The 18,814-nt window shown below is 71.0% G+C and carries 17 protein-coding genes and 1 pseudogene; 10 read left to right on the top strand and 8 right to left on the bottom strand.

Translation table 11 applies throughout. From position 1 onward, the window contains the following. Window positions 1-62: 62 nt before the first annotated feature. The 4 genes from OV427_RS23945 to OV427_RS23930 all read left to right on the top strand — a co-directional run bounded on the left by OV427_RS23945 (window position 63) and on the right by OV427_RS23930 (window position 3,728). The gene (locus OV427_RS23945; RefSeq protein ID WP_267858478.1) at window positions 63-458 is read left to right on the top strand and encodes a hypothetical protein; all 396 of its coding nucleotides are present in this window, start codon (window positions 63-65) and stop codon (window positions 456-458) included. A gap of 130 nt (window positions 459-588) precedes the next feature. After that, window positions 589-1,236, top strand: a complete 648-nt coding sequence (locus tag OV427_RS23940) for an OmpA family protein (RefSeq protein WP_267858477.1) — start codon at window positions 589-591, stop codon at window positions 1,234-1,236. 346 nt (window positions 1,237-1,582) lie between these two features. Beyond that, complete coding sequence (locus OV427_RS23935) at window positions 1,583-2,281, top strand: hypothetical protein (protein WP_267858476.1); 699 nt, start codon at window positions 1,583-1,585, stop codon at window positions 2,279-2,281. 49 nt (window positions 2,282-2,330) lie between these two features. Next, on the top strand, window positions 2,331-3,728 hold the full coding sequence (locus OV427_RS23930; RefSeq protein ID WP_267858475.1) for a serine hydrolase domain-containing protein: 1,398 nt from the start codon (window positions 2,331-2,333) through the stop codon (window positions 3,726-3,728). Window positions 3,729-3,755: 27 nt separating this feature from the next. On the opposite strand, the gene OV427_RS23925 is transcribed toward OV427_RS23930, so the two are convergent. Continuing rightward, window positions 3,756-5,192 carry a PLP-dependent aminotransferase family protein gene (locus OV427_RS23925; RefSeq protein ID WP_267858474.1) on the bottom strand — a complete coding sequence of 479 codons (1,437 nt, stop codon included), beginning with the start codon at window positions 5,190-5,192 and terminating at the stop codon, window positions 3,756-3,758. 194 nt (window positions 5,193-5,386) lie between these two features. Between OV427_RS23925 and OV427_RS23920 the strand changes: the two genes are divergently transcribed. Continuing rightward, the gene (locus OV427_RS23920) at window positions 5,387-5,749 is read left to right on the top strand and encodes a DUF2917 domain-containing protein (protein WP_267858473.1); all 363 of its coding nucleotides are present in this window, start codon (window positions 5,387-5,389) and stop codon (window positions 5,747-5,749) included. Between the two features lie 153 nt (window positions 5,750-5,902). Further along, window positions 5,903-6,814, top strand: a complete 912-nt coding sequence (locus tag OV427_RS23915) for a DMT family transporter (protein WP_267858472.1) — start codon at window positions 5,903-5,905, stop codon at window positions 6,812-6,814. On the opposite strand, the gene map is transcribed toward OV427_RS23915, so the two are convergent. Continuing rightward, a complete protein-coding gene (gene map / locus OV427_RS23910) occupies window positions 6,801-7,796 on the bottom strand; it encodes a type I methionyl aminopeptidase (RefSeq protein WP_267858471.1) in 996 nt (331 codons plus the stop codon). The two genes, OV427_RS23915 and map, sit on opposite strands and share 14 nt — an antisense overlap. Next, on the bottom strand, window positions 7,793-8,014 hold the full coding sequence (locus OV427_RS23905) for a hypothetical protein (protein ID WP_267858470.1): 222 nt from the start codon (window positions 8,012-8,014) through the stop codon (window positions 7,793-7,795). The genes map and OV427_RS23905 overlap by 4 nt, the downstream gene beginning before the upstream one ends. A 203-nt stretch (window positions 8,015-8,217) precedes the next feature. Here OV427_RS23905 and OV427_RS23900 point away from each other — a divergent pair, with 203 nt between their 5' ends. Both OV427_RS23900 and OV427_RS23895 read left to right on the top strand, forming a co-directional pair. Further along, on the top strand, window positions 8,218-10,179 hold the full coding sequence (locus tag OV427_RS23900) for a serine/threonine protein kinase (RefSeq protein ID WP_267858469.1): 1,962 nt from the start codon (window positions 8,218-8,220) through the stop codon (window positions 10,177-10,179). Continuing rightward, complete coding sequence (locus tag OV427_RS23895; RefSeq protein ID WP_324289982.1) at window positions 10,176-11,123, top strand: DUF2381 family protein; 948 nt, start codon at window positions 10,176-10,178, stop codon at window positions 11,121-11,123. The genes OV427_RS23900 and OV427_RS23895 overlap by 4 nt, the downstream gene beginning before the upstream one ends. A gap of 60 nt (window positions 11,124-11,183) precedes the next feature. Here OV427_RS23895 and OV427_RS23890 read toward each other — a convergent pair whose 3' ends face one another. Next, window positions 11,184-11,462 carry a TraR/DksA family transcriptional regulator gene (locus OV427_RS23890; protein ID WP_267858467.1) on the bottom strand — a complete coding sequence of 93 codons (279 nt, stop codon included), beginning with the start codon at window positions 11,460-11,462 and terminating at the stop codon, window positions 11,184-11,186. 236 nt (window positions 11,463-11,698) lie between these two features. Between OV427_RS23890 and OV427_RS23885 the strand changes: the two genes are divergently transcribed. After that, the gene (locus tag OV427_RS23885) at window positions 11,699-12,511 is read left to right on the top strand and encodes a YwiC-like family protein (RefSeq protein ID WP_267858466.1); all 813 of its coding nucleotides are present in this window, start codon (window positions 11,699-11,701) and stop codon (window positions 12,509-12,511) included. Between the two features lie 591 nt (window positions 12,512-13,102). Here the strand turns inward: OV427_RS23885 and OV427_RS50820 are convergent. The 4 genes and pseudogenes from OV427_RS50820 to nrfH all read right to left on the bottom strand — a co-directional run. Continuing rightward, window positions 13,103-13,216 (bottom strand): annotated as a pseudogene (locus OV427_RS50820) (helix-turn-helix domain-containing protein); the annotation flags it as partial. A gap of 576 nt (window positions 13,217-13,792) precedes the next feature. Then, window positions 13,793-14,437 (bottom strand): START domain-containing protein, encoded by a 645-nt coding sequence (locus OV427_RS23880; RefSeq protein ID WP_267858465.1) that lies wholly within the window; start codon window positions 14,435-14,437, stop codon window positions 13,793-13,795. A gap of 550 nt (window positions 14,438-14,987) precedes the next feature. Next, complete coding sequence (locus tag OV427_RS23875; RefSeq protein ID WP_267858464.1) at window positions 14,988-16,565, bottom strand: ammonia-forming cytochrome c nitrite reductase subunit c552; 1,578 nt, start codon at window positions 16,563-16,565, stop codon at window positions 14,988-14,990. Between the two features lies 1 nt (window position 16,566). Then, window positions 16,567-17,112, bottom strand: coding sequence for a cytochrome c nitrite reductase small subunit (gene nrfH, locus OV427_RS23870; protein ID WP_267858463.1), 546 nt, complete (start codon window positions 17,110-17,112; stop codon window positions 16,567-16,569). Window positions 17,113-17,288: 176 nt separating this feature from the next. Here nrfH and OV427_RS23865 point away from each other — a divergent pair, with 176 nt between their 5' ends. Beyond that, window positions 17,289-18,806: an HAD-IG family 5'-nucleotidase gene (locus tag OV427_RS23865; RefSeq protein ID WP_267858462.1), complete on the top strand. Its 1,518-nt coding sequence runs from the start codon at window positions 17,289-17,291 to the stop codon at window positions 18,804-18,806. The last annotated feature ends 8 nt before the right edge of the window (window positions 18,807-18,814 follow it).

Here is an 18,814-nt window from a genome sequence, read left to right as displayed (position 1 = left end):
ACCGGCCCACGCGGTGCCGTGCGCTCCCGGAAGCAGCCCGTCCACCGGATGAGGGGTTCTCGATGCGCGGCATGAAGCAGGCGGTGGGTGTCCTCGCGCTCCTGGTCGCGTTCCCCGCGTGGGCCAGTGACATGTGCGAACTGGGCGCGCTGGTCTTCCTCCCGCCCGTCTTCCTCTGCGCCGTCATCGCCTTCTTCGTCGGGCTGGTGGTGCGCGGGTCCACGGCCGCGCTCGTCTGGATGCTGATTCTGGGGCTGTGCGCCATTCCCACCTTCGGCCTGGCCGCCATCTCCGTGGGCGGCGCGTACCACGGCTCGGAGTTGAGGCATGTGACCATGTTCAACGTCTCGGCCTGGGCCATGGTCACGCTGGTCGCGGCGTACGTCTGGTGCTTCTGGCGGCTGCTCCGCGTGAAGGGGCCGCCGCCAGCGGACACCCAGGTGGACCCCGGAACCTGACGCGGCTGCCCGCCCCACGGCCGACGGAGCAGCCGATGCCTGGACAGCAGGCAGCCGTCCGGGGCTCCCCATCCGTCACATGAATCTCCACCGTGTGGAGCCTTCCAACCCAGGGACAAGGAGGCTTCACGTGACGACTCGAAAGAACGCGACGATTCGGAAGACGGCGGCGGCGGTGCTCCTCTCCACGGCGCTGCTGGGCGCGGGCTGCGCCACTCCGGGGAAGCGGACGGCGACGGGCGCGGCCGTGGGCGGAGTCGCGGGCGCGGGCGCGGGTGCCATCGCCGGTGGCTGGAAGGGCGCGGCCGTGGGCGCAGCGGCGGGAGCGGCCGTGGGCGGCGGCGTGGGCAACTACCTCGACAAGCGCGCGCAGGAACTGGAGAAGGTCGCCGAGACGCGCAAGACGGACCACGGCCTGCTGCTGAACCTCCAGAGCGAGCTGCTCTTCGAGACCAACAGCGCCGTGCTCACCCGGGACGCGGTGGCGCGGCTGACGCAGATTGGCGACATCCTCGCGAAGTACCCGGATGACCGCCTCACCATCGAAGGCCACACGGACAGCCGGGGCACGGAGCCCTACAACGAATCGCTGTCGCTGCGGCGCGCGGACGCGGTGGCACGCGTGCTCAAGGGGCGCGGCGTGGAGGAGCGGCAGATGGTGGTGCTCGGCCAGGGCGAGACGGAGCCCGTCGCCCCCAACACCACCGACGAGGGCCGCACCGCCAACCGGCGCGTCGAGCTGCACATCGACATGCCCCAGGTGACCCGCGCGGGCTGATGCGCCACCGCGAGCCTTCCTCCGGCGGGCCCGCCGGAAGGAATGTTCCTTCCGCTTCCGCTTCCGCCGGAGCCCGGGCGGCTGAGCCACCGCGCTCCCCCCCGAGCGGCGGGTCGGCGGAAGGAACGTTCCTTCCACTTCCGCCCGGGCCCGGGCGGCTGAGCCACCGCGCCCCCCGAAGCGGCGGGTCGGCGGAAGGAACGTTCCTTCCGCTTCCGCCCGGGCCCGGGCGGCTGAGCCACCGCGCCCCCCGAAGCGGCGGGTCGGCGGAAGGAACGTTCCTTCCGCTTCCGCCGGGGCCCGGCGGGCGACGCCGACCTGCTGCATCCCGGGGTAGAAGGACGCCATGGACGTCTGCATCTTCCTCACCCCGCCCGAGGGACTCACCGGCCTGCTCACCCCGGAGCGGCTCACGGTGTTCCGCGCGTGGTTCATCCACGAGTGGACCCAGGACGCGCCTCCGGGTGAGCAGGAACTAGAGGAAGACCTCCAGGCCACGGTGACGCTGGTGGACCACCTCCTCCAGCAGGGCGCGTCCACACTGGCCCGGCCGCCGGAGCGCCTCCAAGGCTCGGTGGTGGACCTGCTCGACGAGCTCTCCGACTTCTTCACCCGGGGCGAGCACGGCGAGGACCACGCCCTGGTGCTGGCCACGGACCGCAAGCCGGAGGACCGCGACGTCCAGGCGGCGGAGGCCGTCATCGGCTCGGCCTGCCCGGAGCGGACGCGCCAACTCTGGAGGCACCTCGCGTGGGGCCGCGCGCCGGGCATGGAGGTGGGCCAGGGCATCGGCCTGAAGCGCCAGGTTCCCTCGCTGGGGTACTGGACGGCCACCGAAGCGAAGCAGGTGCGCGAGGACCTGCGCGAGCACCTGGGCGGGCCGCCGGACTACAAGCCCGTGCGCGGCATGGCGCGCTTCACCTCCATGCTCCAGCGCGGGCTGTCGCTCGCGAGCAGAGGGGACCCGGCTGTCGCCCTGGACGCGGTGACGCACGCGGTGGACCGCGCGGCCCGCGAAGGCTCGGGGCTGCTCTTCGCCCGCTGACGCTCCCTGCATATCCTGCTGCTGCCCGTCCCCCCTGAAGGAGCCTCACGTGCGCCGTCTCGCCCTGCTCTCCGTCCTCCTGCTGGGTCTCACCGCGAGCCGCTCCTCCGCCGCACCGGCCCCACTCCGCGAGCGCATCGACGCCTTCGTGCAGGCGGAGCTGAAGCGGCAGGATGTTCCTGGCGTCGGCATCGGCATCGTGAAGAACGGCAAGGTCCTCGTGGCGAAGGGGTACGGCTTCGCCAACCTGGAGCATCAGGTGCCGGCCGGGCCGCAAACCCTCTTCCAGGCGGGCTCGCTCGGAAAGCAGTTCACCGCGATGGCGGTGATGCTCCAGGTGGAGGCGGGGAAGCTCCAGCTCACGGACCCGCTGACGAAGTTCTTCCCCGGAGCCCCCGCGTCGTGGGCCGGCATCACCGTGCGGCACCTCCTGAACCACACCTCCGGCCTGCCGGACCTGGAGGGCACGCTCGACTACCGGAAGGACTACACCGACGAGGACCTCGCACGCTTCGCCCAGGCGCTGACGCTCGAGTTCGCCCCCGGCTCGCGCTGGTCCTACAGCAACACCGGCTACGTCCTGCTGGGCATCATCGTGAATCGCGTCTCCGGCACGTTCTACGGCGACGTGCTGCGGGAGAAGGTCTTCAAGCCCGCCGGCATGACGACGGCGCGCATCATCAGCGAGGAGGACATCATCCCCCACCGCGCGGCCGGCTACCGCCTCGTCAACGGAACGTTGAAGAACCAGGAGTGGGTGTCGCCCTCGCTCAACACCACGGCGGACGGCTCCATGTATGTGTCCGTGCGGGACATGATTGCGTGGGACGCGGCCGTCCAGGCGCGGGCCATCCTCACCCCGGAGAGCTGGAAGGAAATCCTCACGCCCGCGCCGCTCACCAGCGGCGCCACGTTTCCGTATGGCTTTGGCTGGCAGCTCGACGAGCGGGCCGGAAAGCCGCTGCACCAGCACACGGGTGCATGGCAGGGCTTCACGAGCTACTTCGGCCGCTACCTCGGAGAGGGCCTCTCCCTCGTCGTGCTGACCAACTCCGCGAACGCCAACCCCTCGCGCTTCGCGCAGGGCCTTGCCGCCCTCATCAACCCCGCGCTCGCCCCGCCGGCCCTCACCACCCCCATCGAGGACCGCGAGCCCCGAATCACCGCGCAAGTCACGGCGCTGCTGGAGAAGGCCCGCGATGGAAGGCTCGCGCCGGCCGACTTCGCGTACGTCCGCGCGGGGTTCTTTCCGGACATCGCGAAGCTGTACCAGGACCAGCTGAACACGCTGGGGCCCGCGGGCCGGCTGGTGCTGGTGGAGCGGCGCACGCTGGGTGATGACCGCGTGTACACGTACCTCGTGACGTTCGGGACGAAGACCTTTCGCCTCATCGTGGGGCTCGCGCCGGACGACCGGCTGTCGTCCTTCGGGATGCGGCCACAGTAGGCGCGGACGACGGCGCGGACGACACCGTCACGCGAGGCTGCGCGCCAGGCTGCCCAGGGTGGACACGGCGCCCTCGATTCGGGGCGTCCACGGATGGCCACAGCTCAGCCGGATGAAGTTCCGGTACGAGTCCGGCCGCGCGGAGAAGATGGGCCCGGGAGCGATGCTCACGCCCGCCTCCAGCGCCTTCGCGTGCAGGTCCAGCGCGTCCACGCGCGGAGGCAGCTCCACCCAGAGCAGCGAGCTGCCCGAGGGGCGGGCCACGCGGGTGCCCTCGGGGAAGTGCTCGGCCACGGCCTCGGCCATGCGCTCCACCTGCGCGGCGAGCCGGCGTCGCAGGGCGCGCAGGTGCCTGTCGTAGCCACCCTCCTGGAGGAAGCGCGCAATCGCCAGCTGCGGCAGCGTGGCGGTGGCCACGGTGTGGGAGAACTTGAGCAGCTCCACGCGCTCGCGGAAGCGGCCCGGGGCCACGAAGCCCACGCGGAAGCCCGGGGCGAGCGTCTTGGAGAACGAGCCGCACAACAGCACGTTGCCCGTCGTATCGAACGCCTTGCATGTGCGCGGGCGCTCCGGGCCGAAGTGCAAATCGCCGTAGATGTCGTCCTCGATGAGGGGCACGTCGCGCTCGGCGAGCATGGCCACCAGTCGCTTGCGGTGCTCTTCCGGCATGCAGCTTCCCACCGGGTTGCTGAAGCTGGGCACCACCAGCACCGCGGCCACGCGCCGCCGCTCCAGCGCAGCCTGCAGCGCGTCCAGCTCCATGCCGGTGCGGGGGCTGCTCGGAATCTCCAGCGCGCGCAGCCCGAGCGCCTCAATCGCCTGCAGCGTGCCGTAGTACGCGGGGGACTCAATCGCGATGGTGTCACCGGTGCGCGCCACGGCGAGCAGGCACAGGTTGATGGCCTCGGACGCGCCGCACGTGGTGATGAAGTCCTCGGGGGACAACGCGCAGCCCCAGTCGAGCGAGCGGCGGGCGAGCTGCTGGCGCAGCTCCAGGCAGCCGGGAGGCAAATCGTAGAGGATGCCGGTGTCACCCGCCTCGCGGGTGAGGGCGTTGAGCTCGCGGTACAGCCTCCGGGTGGGCAGCAGCTCGGGGGCGGGTGATGCGGTGCCGAACTGCACGAGGCGTGAATCGCGTGCGGAGCGGTACACGCGGGCCACCAGCGCGCTCACGGTGACGGGCATGGCGGCGGCGGCGGGCCGGGACACCAGGGGCTCGGCGAGGCGGGGGCGCTCGCGGCGGCGCACGTAGTGGCCGGACTGCGGGCGCGTCTCGATGAGGCCGACGGATTCCAGGTGGAGGTACGCCTGGAGCACGGTGGAGATGCTCACGCGCTCGCGGAGGCTGAGCTGCCGCACCGACGGCAGCCGGTCTCCCGCTCGCAGCGTGCCCGCGGAGATGGCGTCTCCCAGCCGCTCGGCCACCTGCTCGTACAGCTTCGGTCTATGCGCCAGCGCGCCCATGCGTCCTCCCGGGTGTGTCGCTTCCCGGCCGTCATCGGTACCCGGCCCGCGTCTCGCGGAACAGATACAGCTCACCGGCACAGTGACCGGCACAGTTCTGCCGCCTACCACTGTACCGGTCACAATCTAAATACCCTGCATCTGTTCTGTTCTTCCCGCCGGGCGCATGTTGCGCGGGACAGGAGGAGGCGGCGATGACGGTGACTCCCACCTTCACGATTCACGACTGGATGCGGGCCCTGGCGGAGCGGCTGAGGCCCGGGGCGCGCGGGGACGGGAGCGCGGGGCCGCTGTGCCTGGTGCGAGGCGCCATGTGGACCACGCACCTGCACGGCGGCGAGCACCTGGCGCTCACCTGCGTCGACGGGCAGCTGTGGCTCACGTGCGAGGGAGACGCGAGGGACTACGTGCTCGGCCCCGGGGACACGGTGCACGCGGACGCGCCCGGGCACGTGGTGGTGCAGGCGCTGCGGCCCGCGAGCCTCTGCCTCGCGCGGTGGCCGGCGGGAGTCGGGCGGGAGCCACGACTCCACGGACCGGAGGCCTGCGCACCATGACGGCACAGTCGAGGACGCAAACAGCGCCGCCCCGCGCATCGGCGGCACGGCCCCCCAGCCCGGAGACGCACGGCCCATGACGGCACAGTCGAGAACGCAAACCGCGCCGCCCCGCGCGGCGGCACAGCCCCGTGGCCCGGAGACGCACAGCCCATGACGGAACAGTCGAGAACCCGCGAAGGACTCCTGCTCGGCGGGCTCGGAGTCCTCGCCTTCAGCCTGACGCTGCCCGCGACCCGCGCCGCCGTGCCGGAGCTTGGCAGCACGATGGTGGGACTCGGGCGCGGGCTGGTCGCGGCAATGCTCGCGGGCATCCTGCTGGCCTTGCGGCGCGAGCGGCTCCCCGAGCGGCGCCACTGGCCCCGGCTCGCGCTCGTCGCGGCTGGCGTGGTGGTGGGCTTCCCGCTGCTCTCCGCGCTGGCCATGCGCGACATCCCCGCCGCGCACGGTGCCGTGCTGGTGGGCCTGTTGCCCGCGGCCACCGCCGTGGCGGCCGTGTTCCGCGCCCGCGAGCGCCCCTCCGTCACCTTCTGGCTGGTGAGTGCCGCGGGCCTCGCCGCCGTGCTGGCCTTCGCGGCGGCGCAGGGCGCGGGGAAGCCCACGCAGGGAGACGGGCTCGTGCTCCTCGCGGTGGCGGCCGCGGCGGTGGGCTACGCCGAGGGCGGAGCGCTCTCCCGGGAGCTCGGCGGCTGGCGCGTGCTGTGCTGGGCGCTGGTGCTGTCCGCACCGGTGCTGCTGCCCATCGTCGCGCTCCACCTCGACGCACGCATGCTGCACGCCAGCCCCCGGGCCTGGGCCGGCTTCGCCTACGTCTCGGGCGTGAGCATGTTCCTCGGCTTCTTCGCCTGGTACCGGGGCCTCGCCCTGGGAGGCGTCGCCCGCGTCAGTCAAATCCAGCTCCTCCAGCCCCTGCTCACCATGGGCTGGTCCGCGCTGCTGCTCGGCGAGGAGGTGGGGCGCGGCACGCTGGGCGCCGCGCTGCTCGTGGTGGGCTGCGTGCTCGCGAGCGCGCGCAGCCGCATCCAGCGGCTGCCCGCGCCCGACGCCTCGCTCAAGGCACCGTGAGGATTTCGGCGCCCTTCTCGTTGACGAGGAGGGTGTGCTCGAACTGGGCGCTGCGGCTGCCATCGGAGGTGACGGCGGTCCACCCGTCGTCCCACGTCCGGCTGCCCCACCCGCCCAGGTTGATCATCGGCTCCACGGTGAAAATCATCCCGGGCTCCATGACGGTGGTGGACTCGGGCTCGTAGTAGTGGGGAATCTGCAGGGACGTGTGGAACGTCTCGCCGATGCCGTGGCCGCAGTAGGCGCGCACCACGCTCATGCCGTGCTTCGTGGCGTGGTCTTCAATCGCGCGGCCGATGTCGCTGATGGGCCGGCCCGGCTTCACCGCGGCGATGCCAACGTCCAGGCACTCGCGCGTCACCTTCACCAGCCGCTGGCTCTCCGCGTCCACGTTGCCGACGAAGTAGGTGGCCGAGCAGTCACCGTGCACGCCATCCAGGTAGATGGTGATGTCCAGGTTGACGATGTCGCCGTCCTCCAGCGCGCGGCTGTCGGGGATGCCGTGGCAGACGACCTCGTTGACCGAGGTGCAGAGCGACTTGGGGAAGTTGTGGTAGTTCAGCGTGCTCGGGTAGCCGCCGCGCTTGATGTACGCCTCGTGCGTAATCGCATCCAGCTCGTCGGTGGTGATGCCCGGGCGCACGTGGGCGGCCACCTCCTGGAGCACCTCGGCGGCGGCCTTGCAGGCGCGGCGCATGCGGGCGATGACGTCCGGCGTGTTGATTTCCGAGGCATTGCCGCGGCGCCCCGGCCGGCCCGTGGCCGCGTAGTCCGGGCGGGGGATGTGCAGGGGCACGTCGCGGCGCGGGCCGACGATGCCGGGACGCACGCCCTTGCGAGCGGCGTCCGGCCCCTTCTTGCGGGCCTCGACGGCGTCGGCGCCACGGTGGCACTTCTTGTACTTGGCGCCACTGCCGCACCAGCAGGTGTCATTGGGGCCGGGCAGGACGGCCGGGGGCGTACGGGGAACGGCGGTGGTCATGATTCACCTCCAACGCTGAGCTGCTCGGAGTGTCGGGCGCGCATCCAGCGCACCACCTGGGGGCGGAGCCAGAGCCGGGGGCGGCCCGCGCCCAGGTCCAGCACCGGCCGCGGCATGTCCGGGTAGCGGCGCAGGTAGGTGCTGACGCTGTTGGTATGGCTCAGGCGCAGCAACCCGGCCACTCCCTGGGCGTCGATGAGGTCTTCGGTCTTCACCATGGGACACATGTGGGCGTGTCTATACCCATAGACACGCCTCCGTGCACGGCTTCTTTCCGGAAGGCCCCCGGCGGGCGCCTCCCGGAGGACACCGGGGGGCCGGGCGTTCCGACGGATGGACGCCCGCCCCGGAGGACACACCAGGTCTCCACAAGCCAACTCAACCTGCTAGGTTGATTAGATTCCAGGAGACTCTCAAGGTCATGTCCACGAACATCCCCCAGGTGAACCCGGAGACGCTGCCACCCGGTACGGTGGTGGGTGGCTGCTGGCGCCTCCTCGAGCGGCTGGGAGCGGGCGGCTACGGCGCGGTCTACAAGGTGGAGGCCACCCAGGACCCGGGCCGCTACTTCGCGCTCAAGCTGGCGCGGCAGCCCTTCGAGCCGCGCTCGATGCGCGAGCTGACCCTGCTGCTGGACAAGGCCGTCCACCCGCACGTGGTGGCCGTCCACGCCTGCGGGCGCTGGCCGGACGTCGTCACCGGGCACTTCTTCTTCGTCATGGACTGGGTGCCCGGCCCCGCGCTCCACCTCTGGGCGGACCTCCACAATCCGTCCTTCCAGCAGTTCGTGGACACCGCGCGCCGGGTGGCGCTCATCCTGGACACGCTGCACGCCGGGGGCGTCCTGCACCGGGACCTCAAGCCCGAGCACATCCTCATGCGGGGCCCCCACGGCGACCCGGTGCTCATCGACCTGGGCTCGGGTGACTACGCCGGGGCGCCCACGCTCACCACGGGGCCGCTGCCGCCGGGCACGCGCCACCTGCGCAGCCCCGAGTCCGTCCGCTTCCACCAGCGCCACTGGCGCATCGACGGGCGCTACACCTTCGCCACCACCGACGACCTGTATTCGCTGGGCGTCTGCCTCTACCGCGCCGTCACCGGCCACTACCCCTTCTCCCCCGAGTGGCCGCCAGACGTGCTGTGCGCGGCCATCGTCTCGCAGCCGCCGCCGGCGCCCTCGGTGGTGAATCCCCGCGTGCCGCCCGCGCTCGGGGCCGTCATCCTCCGCCTGCTGGAGAAGGACCCCGAGCAGCGCTTCCAGACGGGCGCGCAGCTGCACCAGGCCCTGGAGGCGGCCCTCGACGAACAGCCGCGCGAGGCGCGGGACGCCCTCCTCTTCGAGTGGCATGAGCCTCCGCTGCCCGCCGGAGAAGGAGCCCCCACCCGGAATCCGCGCACCCGCCGTCCGGAGTGGCCGACGCACACGCACCGGCCGCCCTCCCTCGTGAGGGCGAAGCTGCTGCGCCTGTGGGCGGAGCTGCTCGGGGTGCTGCGGCCACCACCGAAGCCCAGCCCCCATGCGTCCCCACGGAAGGCCGTGGTGGAGGGCCGGGCCCGCCGGATACATCCACGCGGCAGGCAACGGGCCCTGCTGGCGGCGATGGGCGTCGCCGTGGTGGCACTGGTGGGCCTGGCCATGGCCTCATGGCGCGACACAACCACCCAGGTCGTGGATGAAACAACCACCGCAGCCGGTCATAAATTGGCCAGCCTCGCGGAGGCCCCACACACTGCAACGGTCGCGAGCCCGCCACCCGTGGGGCCCACCATCGCGGCCGCCATCGCACCGGTGGCGCCACCCCAGGAAGCCGCCGCCGTGAAGAAGACCCACCCTGCATCCGGGCTCCAGGCCCCGGAGAAGAAGCCCGAAACGCCCCGCGCCCGCGCCGCCAGCAGCCTGGTCCGGACGGCCGCCGCCGCCGCCGCATGCGTGGGGCTTGCCTGTGCCGGCGCCCCCCCTCGACTGGAGCCGGCCATGCCGCCCGAGGAGGAGTGCCCACCCGAGGCGATTGCGGCGATGAACAAGCTGAAGGTCTTCGATGGGAACACTGTGCCCGTCGAGCTCGTCCCGAATGGCAAGGCCAACCCCATCACCACCGTTCATGAGGAGCGGGTCACGGCCTATATCGTCAGAAGCCTCATGAACATCCCCGATGATGCGGAGTTCTCCGGGCAGCTCTTTGTTGGAAGCAAGCGCGTCTTCGGCCGCTTCACGACGCTGCGCTTCGGGGGTGCACAGTACCCGGTCTGCTTCGAAATCCGTGAACTGGAGGACCGGATGCGCGGCATCCGCCGAGAGACCGGGGGCGATGAGCGGAATGCCATCATCATCTCCCGGGTCGACATCGAAGTGGTTCACCGTTTCAAGCGCTTCGAGTGACTGCCGGAGCCTGCTTCGTGTCCGCCCGGCTTCGTGTCCTGCTCCTCGCCTTCGTCGCACTCAGGAGCACCGCTGTTGGAGCACAGGAGCCACCTGGCTCCGCCGTGCAGGGCCGGACACGGCGCATCGAGCTGACCTCCGAGCCACCCGCCACACTCCCGGAGATTTCCATCCAGCCGGGCATCGCCAGCCTCTTGCTGTTCGACGCGCCGCTCGCGAGCGACGGCGTCGAATTGGAGGGCAAGGAGCGCTTCCGCCGCGTGGTCGTCGGCGAGGACACGGTGGCGCTCGTGCCTTCGGAGGCGCTCCGTGAGGGAGAGCGCCTGCGCCTCACCGTCCGCTTCGTCGCGGATGCAACGCCGGGCGAAGCCCACTTCCTGCTCGTCGTGGTTCCAGGGCAGGCGGATACGCAGGTGGAAGTCCTGCGCGTCCAACGCAACCCCGGGCCTGCACGAAACGAGTCCACCGGACTGGCCGAGGAGCTTCAGCAGCTACGGGAGGAGAACGCCCGACTTCGAGCGGAGCGCGCGTCCTTCAACCTCCTCGATGCCATCACGGCGCCATGGATGCAGGGCGGAGGCATCGCCGCCGAACAATTCAAGCGGCCCCTTCCCCGCGTCACGGGCGCGGACCTTGAGTTGGATGAAGCCCTGTCATTCCGAGCGGCAAGCAGGGTCGCGGTGAAGCTGACGGTGACGTTCTCTCGAAGCGAGCGACCCTGGTCGTTGGGGAGCGCGGCGCTCATCGGCCCGGATGGCCAACGGCTGCACATCGTTCAGGTGTGGCAGTCGAAGCCCACGGCGGGAGACGCTGCCAAGGTCCTCCTCGTCGTGGAAGCAGAGGCCGCCGGGAGCAGACCCCTCGGCCCCCACACCCTGGAGCTGCGGGAAGCGGGAGGAGACCGCACCCTCAGGCTCGGCTCGGTGGCGTTCCCCGACCTGTGAGCTCCGCCGGGATGAGCAACGCTGAACCGGTACGCGCGACGAGCCCACGTGGGACACCGCTCACCGCTCCACGGCCGAGCACGTCATGCAGAGACGCGCCTCGGGGACGGCGCGAAGCCGGTGCCGCCCGATGGCCCCGCCGCACCGCGCGCAGCGGCCGAACTCCCCGCCATCGATGCGGGCGAGCGCCTCCTCGATGGCATCCAACTCCTGTCGCTCCGAGTCGGTGAGCCCGGCCGCCTCGGCCTCGCGTTCTTCCGAGGACGCTCGGGCGCGAGCCCGCAGGCGTTGGCTGCGCTGCCGCAGCGCTTCTTGGGCCTCACGGGCCAGCACGTCCATGTTCGCCTCCCACAGCGGCCCCCTGGCGGCTTCAAGGCCATGGCCACTCCCCGAGTCGTGTGCTCCAGGGCGGAGCGGAGACGTTTCAGGAACCGTGCCTCTCCATCCCGGGCGTCCCGGACGGAGTCCCGGCGCAAGGCTTGCGCGGGCCCCTGGCGCTTCCGCACCCATTGCGCCGTCCGCCAGCATCGTCTCCTGGTTTCAGGAGCGGAACGCCGCTTGCTCCACGCCGTCCCATGATGACTCTCTCCGCCCGGCCGCGGGCTTCCCTCTCCCGACAGGCGCTCCTGCCCCGGGAGCACGGCGCGTACTTCCAGCTCGGTCTGCCGCTGGCCACGGCGCTCGCCGTCACCCGTCCGAGCGCCACCGCGCTGTGGCTCGCCGCCGCGGCGGTCGCCAGCTTCCTCGTGCACGAGCCCCTCCTCGTCCTGCTCGGCCACCGGGGTGCTCGCCGTCACGAGGAGGAGGGCCTGCTGGCCCGGAGTCAGACGGCCGTCCTCGCCGCGCTGGGAGCCGCCGCGCTGCTGCTCGCCCTCCAGGACCTCGAGGCCACCGCCCGGCCCTACCTCGCGCTTCCCGGCATCCTGGGCGCGGAGGTGCTGCTGATGACGTGGGGACGGCAGGAGCGCACGCTCTCGGGAGAGTTGATCGCATCCCTGGCGCTCGGAGCGTGGGCGGTACCGGTGGGCATCGCGGGAGGCCTGGCACCGGGCGCGGCCCTGTCCCTGTGGGGCACCTTCGCACTCGGGTTCTCGCTGGCCACGGTGGCGGTGCACGTCGTCATCCGTGCCCACAAGCCCGGCCAGGACCGCGCCCTGCTGCGCCTCGTGGGCCTTGCCGCCAGTGGGTTCGGAGTCGCGGGCGCCCTCCTGTGGACGAAGTCCACGGGCGTGTCGCCATGGCGCGTGGTGGCGCTGCTGCCGACCGCGCTGGTGGCGCTCGGAACCTTTGTCCTGATGCCCACGCCGCGACATCTCAAGCGACTGGGCTGGAGCTTCGCCATCGCGGGTCTCTCCACCGCCGTGCTGCTCGGCGTGGGATTGGCGTGAACTCCGAGCCCGCTCTGTTCGAGCCTGCGCCGCATCCTGCACGGCCTCCAACAAAGCGGGCTCTGGGGTCGACGCGAGCGTTCCGGACATCGCGGGTACGGGCTGCGCTGCCCCATGCGGAGGAGTTCCGGCTCCGCGGGGCCCGTTGGAAGTCTCCGCCTTCGCCAGCGCGCGCCAGAGAGTCCGCGCGGAGGCGAGGACGTCGTCCTCGGACACCGGCTCATGTCGCTCGGCCCAAGCGCGCGCCACTTCGGTCAGCGTCCCCCACACCAGCGTCTCGCCCGCCCGGGCGCACCCCGGAACCAGAGCACCTTCCTGCTCACCCTGGAGGAGGACATCGCGCACCAGGGCTCGCGCCGCACTTCCAGGCGGTTGCTGCCCGGGCGTCTCCGGGTGCCGGTGAAGGAAGGCGAAACAGAAGGGGCCCGGCAGCGCCACCGCCCAGTTCACCAGGCTGTACCAGAAGGTGAAGAACGCCTCGTGGAAGTCCATCTCCGCGGCCGCACGCAGCCGCGCGCAGGGAGTCCATTCCGCCGAGCGGCAGAAGTCGTCCTCGTTGTAGGCCCGCACCGTCTGGGCGAAGGTCTCCTTGCTGCCGAAGCGCCGGTACAGCGAGCCCACCGACATGCGCGCCACCCGGGCCAGTTCCTCCGCCGGCACGTGGTCATAGCCGCGCAGCCCCAACACCTCCGCCGCGTCGCGCATCATCCCGCCGTAGTGCAGCTCCAGCAGCCCCATACCCCATCCCCTTCCCCCACCCCGCCGGGCGGACCCTTGGGCGGAAGGAACGTTTCTTCCGCCAATACCTTCTACCGGAGGGGGCTGACATGGGTCAGGTAGGGAGGGACTACCTCTCCCGGGACGTAGGGGTTTGCGTCCATCGGGAGCGTCTCCCGTGCCCCGCCCACCAGGCCCGGTTGCACGTCCCGAATTCCGGCCCGGTGGTCCGTCTGCGGGACCTGTGCGGCACGGAGTCGGAGCCCGGCGCTTCAGCTTCGAGCCCCGCATGTTCCGGAAATGAAGCTCTCGGCCGCGCGCTCACGAACACCGCGTGCCGAGCCTCCAGCGCCCCGCGCCGAACCTCTCGCGCTACACATCCGATCCGCAGATTGGTGCGTCCCGGCGCGGCGGCCCACGCACCACCACCGCTCCAGCCCGGCGTGCTTCGCACATGTGGCGCCTCGGGCAGCGGGCGCGGTGCCTCGGCAGGTGGGCTCGCGGAGGTTCATTCCTCCGTCATGGCCCCACACCGCCATGGCGTCGCCGCGAAGCCGGCCTTCGTCACTTCGGTTTCCGGCGCGCCTCCGCATGCTGCCGGGCCCGCTTCTCCACCGCGCGGAAGGTGTCCACCACGCCGTCCTTCTGGCCCATGTTGGCCAGGAAGCCGGGGATGGAGCCGGCGGGGTCCACGGTGAAGCGGTACACGACCCGGGCCTTCCCCTCGCCGCGAGGCTCCACGTGCCAACTTCCCTCGTTGAGCCGCAACCGCACCGTGTCGCGACGCTGGGGAATGGCGTCCGGCTCCGCCCGCCAGTGCTGGGCAAAGACACCCGTGCCATCCTCGGCCAGCTTCGAGTCCTGCACGACATGACTCACGTAGTCGCGCGACGACACCACGGGCAGGTCCAGCCGCGTGTACGTCAGCCGCGCGCCGTCGGGCAGCTCCTTGAGGGTACGCGACTCCTTCACGTACGGCATCCACAGTCGATACGCATCCACGTCCGTCAGCACGGCCTGCACGTCGGCCGCGCTGGCGGCGAGCTCACCTTCGGCCCACACGTCCTTCGCACCGGTGCCCGGCCTGGACCGCACCTTCACCAGGTATGGCTTCTCCGCCACCGTTTCCCACGCCTCTTCCGCGCGCGACAGCCCAGCGGAGAGCACCAGCGCGACGGCGATGGCTCCCGGGCTCCATGGCATCCTCATGCGACCTTCCCTTGCGCTCCGGCCCGGTGTGCTTCTCCCACCATTATTCCAACGGGCGAACGCTCCCGGGCATTCAGTCCACCCAGGCCCGGCGCTTCTTCTCCTCCACCCGGGAGGGAGACCTTCCGAAGACAGCGTGCGCCCGCTCCACCACCGGCCGGGCAGCCGCTTCTCATCGCGGAAGGAGCGTTCATTCCGCTCGTCCGCGGCCCAGGGGCGGAGTGCCGTGTCTTCCCGCGCCCCGAATGCGTGCCACCCGCCCTGCCCGGCTTGCGCTGAGTACCGCCATCGCCGCCGGGCTTGCTCTGAGTGCCGCCATGCCCGGGGATTGCGCTGAGTGCCGCCATGCCCGGGAATTGCGCTGAGTGCCGCCATGCCCGGGGATTGCGCTGAGTGCCGCCATGCCCGGGGATTGCGCTGAGTGCCGCCATGCCCGGGGATTGCGCTGAGTGCCGCCATCGCCGCTGGGCTTGCACTGAGTGCCGCCATCGCCGCCCGGCTTGCGCTGAGTGCCGCCACCGCCGCCGGGGCATCCGCACCGGCTCCATCGTCACCGGGTCGGATTGCCACCATCGGCCGCACCGCCACCCTCCGCCGGAGCAACGGCCGCGCCACCCTCATCGCCGGGCCTCCCTCCACCGTCCGCGTCCCCCATGGGGGCACCCACCGTCTTGCCCCGGACGCCGGGCCCGGGGTGGGCATCTCCCTCGGCGGCGGGCAGCATGTCGGGAATCTCCGGCTTGAAGGTCGGGTCCCTCACCAGCACCTGCGCCTGGCGGATGATGTTGGTGGCCTGCCCGAGGATGCGGGCCGCCTCCTCCGGCGCATGGAAGCCCATCGAGTTCTCCGCCTCGATGAAGTCGAGCATGAACTGCCCGCGCCGCTGCAGCGCGTACACCCCGGCCAGCTCCGCGTCCGTCTTCCCCGCCGCCTTCGCGGCCTTCACGTCGTTGAGCAACCCCACCAGCGCGTCCAGCCCCTGGTTGCGCAGCCGGAAGGTGCGCTCCTGGAGCGCCTCGGCGCGGTCGCGCAGCTCGGCCTCGGAGAAGTGGTGGCACGTCTGGCACGCGCGGTTGATGTTGAGCAGCGGGCTGCGCACGTGGTGGTCACTGATTTTCTGCGCGCCCACCCGCGTGTACGGCATGTGGCAGTCCGCGCACGCCACGCCCGAGCGCGCATGGATGCCCTGGTTCCACATCTCGAACTCGGGGTGCTGCGCCTTCAGCACCGGCGCGCCCGTCTCCGCGTGCGTCCAGTCCTTGTGCGGGTTCTCCTCGTAGTACGCGAGGATGTTCTCGATTTTCAGCCCCTTGTCCCACGGGAAGGTGAGCGTCTTCTCCGGGCCCTTGAAGTAGTACTCGACGTGGCACTGGCCGCAGACGTAGCTGCGCATCTCCTGGCGCGTGGCGTCCCGGTTGACGTCGTAGTCCTGCACGCCCTGCGCGGCCTTCATCCGCTTCATGCCCAGCATGAAGGCCGGCTTCGTCACCCGCAGCTGCAGCGTCTGGCTGTCGTGACAGTCGATGCAGCTCACCGGGTGCTCCACCAGCTTGCGCGCCTCGAAGTACGGCAGGTGGTTGACGGCGTCGAAGCCCTTGAAGAGGTCCCCGTTGCCCAGCTTCTTGTAGAGCGTGTACGAGCTGGCGTGACAGTGCAGGCACGCGCCCGGCTGCTGCGTCACCTGCTGGCGCTCGGTGAAGGTCTGGTCCGTCAGCATGTACGCGTGGCCGCGCTCCTCGCGGAAGTCCTTGCTGAAGGCATAGCCGGCCCACATGCGCTTCAGGCGCGGGTCCTCCTCCAGCCGGCTCTGCGCCACCACCGAGCGCGGGTCCGCCTGCGTGGGCGCGTGCGGCACCGCCTCGCTGCCGCCGTACTTCGTGCGCGTCTGGTCCACGGTGCGCAGGTACATGTCGTACTGGAGCGGGAAGTTCTTCCCCCACACGGCGGGGTCCACCGTGTCGTCGGTGAGCTCCACCACGCGGAAGAACGGGTTTCGGGCCTCCTGCTTGCGCTCGAGGATGTTGGTGGCCAGCGCGACCGCGGCCGCCGCGGCCAGGGCGGACACCCCGCCCACGGCCACCAGCAGCCACCAGCCCCGGCGCTTCATGGGAGCATTCGGGTTCGCCATATCAGTCCAGCTCCAGGTGTCCCACCGAGTGGTGGCAGCGCAGGCAGCTCAGCTTCCCGTCCTCGGGCGGAGGGTGCAGGCTGCCATGCAGGTTCGCGTCCTTCCGGGAGTCACCCGGGGCCTGCGCGGACACCCGCACCCACAGCCCCGGCTCAATCGCGTCGACGATGTCCTGGTGACAGGAGCGGCACGCCGCCTCCGTCACCCGCAGGTTGCGCTCACCGATGTGGATGGGCTCGTGGAAGTCCCCGGAGGTGAAGGCCACCGAGTGATGCCAGCCATTGAGCGCCTTGGTGAAGTACTTCCCGAAGAAGTCGTGCGGGGTGTGGCAGTCATTGCAGACCGCCACGGTGTGGTGGCTGCTCTTCACCCAGCCCGCGTACTGCTCGTTCATCACGTGGCAGTTGGCGCACGCGGCCGGGTCGTCGGTGAGGTACGAGGCGCCCTTCGCGTAGACGAAGGTGTACCCGCCCGCACCGATGGCAGCCCCCACCAGGACGGCAAGCACGACAGCGCTGATGGCAACGCGGCGCGAGACTCCGGGCATGGGGCTCCGAGGCTCCGCGCACGGTACGGACACCTCTCTCCGGGAGCAACCCTCGTCCCGTCACTTTCCACGCGTCCGTCGCCCGCGCAACGGGCCCTGGCATGTGCCCGCCAGCAAACGAGGGTCCACGTGGGCATCGACTTTTGCCCCGGTCCGGGGCAAAGCCAGGGGTGTCTATGCGCTCGCATCCATCCGGTCCCCCGCCCGAGCGGGGCCTCTTCTGCAACCGCACCCTCAACCTGCGCGCCATCAAGGCCGTGGGCTACGACATGGACTACACGCTCATCCACTACCGCGTGGAGGCGTGGGAGCGCCGTGCGTACGAATACATCCGCGACAGGCTGGTGGCGCAGGGCTGGCCGGTGGGGGATTTGACGTTCGACCCGGGGCTCGCCATCCGCGGCCTCATCATCGACACCGAGAAGGGCAACCTCCTCAAGGCCAACCGCTTCGGAATCGTGAAGAAGGCCCTCCATGGCACCCGGCCCATGGACTTCGAGGCCCAGCGCGACGAGTACGCCAGCACCCTCATCGATTTGCACGAGCGGCGCTGGGTGTTCCTCAACACGCTCTTCTCGCTGTCCGAGGCCTGCATCTTCGCGCAGCTCGTGGACCGGCTGGACGCCGGCCAGCTCCCGGGCTCGACGCCCATGGGGTACACGGACCTCTACGAGCACGTGCGGAAGAATCTGGACGCCACGCACATGCAGGGGCGGCTGAAGGCGGAAATCATCGCCGACCCGGAGCGCTACGTCATCGACGACCCGGAGACGCCGCTGGCACTGCTGGACCAGCGTCACGCCGGCAAGAAGCTCCTGCTGATTACCAACAGCGAGTGGGCCTACACCGAGCCCATGATGCACTTCGCCTTCGACCGGCACCTGCCGGGGGGCATGACGTGGCGGCAGCTGTTCGACGTGGTGATTGTGTCCGCGCGCAAGCCGGAGTTCTTCACCACGCGCTCGGCGCTCTATGAGGTGGTGGAGGTGGGCGGCGAGGCGCTCCTGCGGCAGCACTCGGGGCCCCTCAAGCCCGGCACGCCCTACTTCGGCGGCAGCGCGGTGGAGCTGGAGCGGCACCTGGGGCTGAGCGGGGACCAGATTCTCTACGTGGGCGACCACATGTTCGGCGACGTGCATGTGACGAAGGACGTGCTGCGCTGGCGCACGGCGCTCATCCTCCGCGAGCTGGAGGACGAGGTGCGCGCCATCGCCGGCTTCCGCGCCACCGAGGCGCGGCTGGGCGAGCGCATGGAGCACAAGGAGCGGCTGGAGGCGGAGAGCTGCCAGCTGCGGCTGGAGCAGCAGCGGCGCCGCTTCCAGTACGGCCCGCGCTCGGACACCCCTTCCGAGGCAGCGCTGGTGGCGCGGCAGGCCGAGCTGCGCACGGAGCTGGAGGCGCTGGACGCGGAGCTGGGCCCCATGGCGCGCGCCGCCACCGAGCTGTCCAACCCCGTCTGGGGTCTGCTCACGCGCGCGGGCAACGACAAGAGCCACCTGGCGCGGCAGATGGAGCGCTACGCGGACATCTACACGTCCCGCGTGTCCAACTTCCTCTTCGCCACGCCCTTCGTGTACCTGCGCAGCCCGCGCGGCAGCCTGCCGCATGACCCGAGCCTGCCCGGCGGCACGCCCGTGTTCCCCTCCTCGGACGGGGGCGGCGGCGGGCTGCTGGGGCCGGACACCGGGGAGTAGCGGCGCCG

Origin of the sequence: Pyxidicoccus sp. MSG2 (assembly GCF_026626705.1) — a bacterium.
Classification (GTDB): Bacteria; Myxococcota; Myxococcia; order Myxococcales; family Myxococcaceae; genus Myxococcus.
This window is presented reverse-complemented; position numbering and strand designations above follow the sequence as displayed.